General features: G+C 41.2%; 10 protein-coding genes. 3 read left to right on the top strand and 7 right to left on the bottom strand.

From position 1 onward, the window contains the following. Nucleotides 1–200: 200 nt before the first annotated feature. The 4 genes from F6K37_RS35520 to F6K37_RS35505 form a co-directional block, all read right to left on the bottom strand. On the bottom strand, nucleotides 201–422 hold the full coding sequence (locus F6K37_RS35520; RefSeq protein WP_287255575.1) for a type II toxin-antitoxin system HicB family antitoxin: 222 nt from the start codon (nucleotides 420–422) through the stop codon (nucleotides 201–203). Between the two features lie 170 nt (nucleotides 423–592). Continuing rightward, complete coding sequence (locus F6K37_RS35515; RefSeq protein WP_287255579.1) at nucleotides 593–694, bottom strand: hypothetical protein; 102 nt, start codon at nucleotides 692–694, stop codon at nucleotides 593–595. 25 nt (nucleotides 695–719) lie between these two features. Then, on the bottom strand, nucleotides 720–881 hold the full coding sequence (locus F6K37_RS35510; RefSeq protein WP_287255573.1) for a hypothetical protein: 162 nt from the start codon (nucleotides 879–881) through the stop codon (nucleotides 720–722). Between the two features lie 81 nt (nucleotides 882–962). Beyond that, entirely contained in the window at nucleotides 963–1,301 is a 339-nt protein-coding gene (locus F6K37_RS35505) for a DUF433 domain-containing protein (protein WP_287255570.1), read from the bottom strand. Nucleotides 1,302–1,516: 215 nt separating this feature from the next. On the opposite strand from F6K37_RS35505, the gene F6K37_RS35500 reads away from it, so the two are divergent. Genes F6K37_RS35500 through F6K37_RS35490 form a run of 3 tightly spaced genes read left to right on the top strand, consistent with a single transcriptional unit; the run spans nucleotide 1,517 to nucleotide 2,231 of the window. Further along, a complete protein-coding gene (locus F6K37_RS35500; protein ID WP_334220046.1) occupies nucleotides 1,517–1,726 on the top strand; it encodes a type II toxin-antitoxin system RelE/ParE family toxin in 210 nt (69 codons plus the stop codon). After that, nucleotides 1,723–2,025, top strand: coding sequence for a helix-turn-helix transcriptional regulator (locus tag F6K37_RS35495; protein ID WP_008189746.1), 303 nt, complete (start codon nucleotides 1,723–1,725; stop codon nucleotides 2,023–2,025). The genes F6K37_RS35500 and F6K37_RS35495 overlap by 4 nt, the downstream gene beginning before the upstream one ends. Before the next feature lie 29 nt (nucleotides 2,026–2,054). Next, the gene (locus F6K37_RS35490; protein ID WP_154659949.1) at nucleotides 2,055–2,231 is read left to right on the top strand and encodes a hypothetical protein; all 177 of its coding nucleotides are present in this window, start codon (nucleotides 2,055–2,057) and stop codon (nucleotides 2,229–2,231) included. Between the two features lie 98 nt (nucleotides 2,232–2,329). On the opposite strand, the gene F6K37_RS35485 is transcribed toward F6K37_RS35490, so the two are convergent. From F6K37_RS35485 to F6K37_RS35475, 3 genes are all read right to left on the bottom strand, one after another. Beyond that, the gene (locus F6K37_RS35485) at nucleotides 2,330–2,539 is read right to left on the bottom strand and encodes a hypothetical protein (RefSeq protein ID WP_008189744.1); all 210 of its coding nucleotides are present in this window, start codon (nucleotides 2,537–2,539) and stop codon (nucleotides 2,330–2,332) included. A 97-nt stretch (nucleotides 2,540–2,636) separates the two neighbouring features. Beyond that, complete coding sequence (locus tag F6K37_RS35480; protein ID WP_154659948.1) at nucleotides 2,637–2,792, bottom strand: hypothetical protein; 156 nt, start codon at nucleotides 2,790–2,792, stop codon at nucleotides 2,637–2,639. A gap of 57 nt (nucleotides 2,793–2,849) precedes the next feature. Beyond that, nucleotides 2,850–3,182: a type II toxin-antitoxin system RelE/ParE family toxin gene (locus F6K37_RS35475; RefSeq protein ID WP_008189742.1), complete on the bottom strand. Its 333-nt coding sequence runs from the start codon at nucleotides 3,180–3,182 to the stop codon at nucleotides 2,850–2,852. Nucleotides 3,183–3,303 lie beyond the last annotated feature (121 nt).

Below are 3,303 nucleotides of genomic sequence, written 5' to 3'. Positions count from 1 at the left end.
TTGTTTCCACAGGTGCGAGCCGTGGCGAATTTAATTCGCCAACGGAAAGCGCACCTAAGGATACAAGCCACCGAATTCATTGATAGGGTATTTTTTAATTTTGAATTGATAATTTTGAATTGGAGCGAAGCGATTGACTTCCTTTTTGACGAACTTTCTGAAAGCCTAATTTTTTAGCAACTTTTTCTAAGGCTTTAGCTTTAGCTGGCATGAGAAACAGTTACCTCGACATCATCAGGTAAATTTTTGCCTTCTTCGAGGTATTCTTCTTGAATCATCTCAAAAACAGGATTTAATTCACAGAGGGCTGCTTCAGGAGTTTCTCCCCAGGCATGACATCCTTTAATCGCTGGAATATAAGCGACAAAAGTTCCATTGTCATCGGGACGTAAAATAATTTTATAGTCGTTTATGGATTTCATTGTTGTTTTTATCTAGATATTTTTTTGGCTGTCTATTCTATCGTTGAAAGACCCAACAAAGAGTAATCGGTGGATAATTTAGATTTTGTGCATAACCAAAATGAGGCTAAAAGCTATAGCTCGCGCCTTCCAAACACTATCGCACTACCAGATCTGCGCTCGCACTAAATTTAGGATTTCATCTGCTTCTTAGCAAGATAATGTTCGTCCAGGGCGCGTCTTAGCATCATTTTAATCACACCAGATCTGCTAATGTTGAGTTCTTTTGCCATTTTATCGAGTTCAGTAAGCATAGGGCTAGGAATTTCCACTCCTTGTGGTTTCTATATCCTGTCTTCTTCTTGAAGTCATCTGACGGCGTGTTCCGACTCTTGTGGTTGTGGAGTCAAAATAGCGGTCTATAACTTCTTCTCCTGCTTCAATTTTTTGTTCAATTTCTTCACTAGAAATATTGTTCATAAATTTCTCTCTCCCTTTTCGTGCTTTGACCAGATGTGATTAACCAGATATATTCCCCTTCATCTTTGGTGTTGCCGAAGTTTAGACATTGGCTACTTCGCTCTCTTGTTCAGCTACGATCGCGCTGTCAATTTCGGTTTGATGTGCGGTGTAAAACCCTAGTGCGTCGTTAATTTGAGTTTCAGTTAACCCATATTCCTCGGCCAGCTGGTTGGGAGACATTCCCCATTGGTGGGTGGCGATCGCAATTGTCTGGACTCGAATCCCTGTCCCACGAATGACTGAGACGGGGTGACCACTGGCTCCTTGACGATAAGTAATGTGGGGAAAGCTTGGGTCATGGAATTGATGCTTGATTTCGGCAACTTTTTCAGCCACTGCCCATAAAATAAAGTCGTTGAGGGGAATGCCTTGACGCAAAGCACATTGTTCTACAACTTGGCTGAAGTTGAAGCGGCAAGTTAAGGGAGTAGGATGCCATCTTTAAGGTAAGGTCTGCATTGTCGGTTAATTTACCTTCCGATCCTAACGGATGCTCTTAGTATAGCAGAAGTCAGAAGTCAGAAGGAACGAAGTCAGAAGTCAAACTCTTGCGCTTACAAAGGGTGTGAGACTTTTGTCATGTCCTAACTGCCCTGGCGACTGCTATACCATACACAGCTTCAATGGGTGGCGGACTTTTTGAAATAAGATCAAAAGGTAAAGAAGGTATTGGTCGCTCTCTTTACTGTATGATCAAAGGAAGAGAAGTAATTATTCTGCATTCCTTTATTAAAAAGTCGCAAAAAACACCAAAAAAAGAATTAGATCTGGCCAAAAAACGGATGAAGGAGATAAAAAAGTGAGCCGTCCAACCTTTGCCAAGTTTAAAGAAAAAGCTCTAGTTAATAGTGAAGTTAAAAAAGAGTATGAAGCTCTGGCCGTAGCTTACGATCTTAGAAAGAAACTTATTGACCTAAGGAAAAAAGCCGGTTTAACTCAAGAAGAGTTGGCAAAAATTCTAAATACACAAAAGAGCAATATTTCCCGTTTAGAGAATGTTAATTCATCTTATTCTCCCAAGCTCTCGACGATCGAAGACTATGCTCAGGCTGTTGGATATAAGGTAGAAATTAATTTTGTGCCAATTGAACCTTCTCCTTAACCTGAAATTATATAGCGTTTCTCTTAGCTATGAGGTACACATTATTTTTTACCTCTTCCCTCTTACCTTTTCCCATATCCGCTGCTCCCTGCTCCCTGCTCCCTGCTCCCTGCTCCCTGCTCCCTAAAAACTTAGGTGCGCTTTCCGTAGGCGAATTAAATTCGCCACGGGTCGCACCTCAGAAATTTGTACCTCACAAGTCGTAGAATTGCTATAAGTGTTTGAGCTTATGATAACGGTTGGTCTTTTTTTGATAGTAGTTTGGTCAGTAAAGGGAAAAGGGACGAGAATAATATCCCCAAAATTATAGGTTGTCATACTCGGCATCTTCAGGATTATCCCAAATTTTAGCAAAGACAGATTCAGAAAGTTTAGTCGATACAACAGTTAATTTTCGCTCTGTATTATCTTGACTAAGGGCATCAATCAAATTTTCTACTTGTTGGATTTGTTCAAGGGAGAGTTTTTTAAGCTTTTCTATGAGTCTATTTTCTATAGTGCTATTTGCTGTCATGATTAATTACGTTTTTTTGATTATATTTTTTTACTTAGTATAGCACGATCGCATGGCTCAATGTATGTTATCCGCAACAGAGGATAAGCGTACGCACTCACCACCTCAATTCAATCGTAGGTTGGGTATAGGAACGGAAACCCAACAACATCAGACCGCCACACCAATTAAATTTTAGTTTCTCTTTGCAAGAGAGAAAACCTCGCTCTTGAGGAGAAGACGTTGTGTTGAGGGGAATTATGTTGGGTTTCATTCTTCAACCCAACCTACAAAAGCTACAAAAGCGACGATCGCTACGACCATATTGGCATCAGCCTAGTTCTTCACCTAAGGTTTGCTGTGATGCGTGCCGGATGTGTAGAATGCGAACGGTCGCTCGTTCTTGCTCTTCCAAAATGGTAAAAAGAATTCGATATGAATTACGTCCCCGACCGTAGAGTAATTGTCGTATTTCTTGACTGAAATACTTATTCTCTCTTGCTAGAGGACAACGTTTTGGAAATTGCGATAGAGATTCGATTGCTTGTAGCAATCCAGCATACCATTGGCTTGCCTGGGTGGTAGATGTGACTTGGGATAAACGTAGGAAGGCGCTGTCGGCTTCCGCCTCGGCCACACTGGAAATTTCAATAGGGTATTTCATGAATCGACTGGCAGGTTATACTGGCGACGCTGCTCTTGGGCAAACTCAGCGAAAGACCGAAATCGACCTGCCTGGAAATCATTCAGTCCTTTTTGAATGCCCTTGATAGCCTCCTGTGAAT

It is taken from the genome of Moorena sp. SIO4E2 (assembly GCF_010671945.1).
In the GTDB taxonomy this organism is placed as follows: Bacteria; Cyanobacteriota; Cyanobacteriia; order Cyanobacteriales; family Coleofasciculaceae; genus Moorena; species Moorena producens.
The sequence above is the reverse complement of the archived record's forward strand: the minus strand, read 5'-3'. Positions and strand labels throughout refer to the sequence as shown.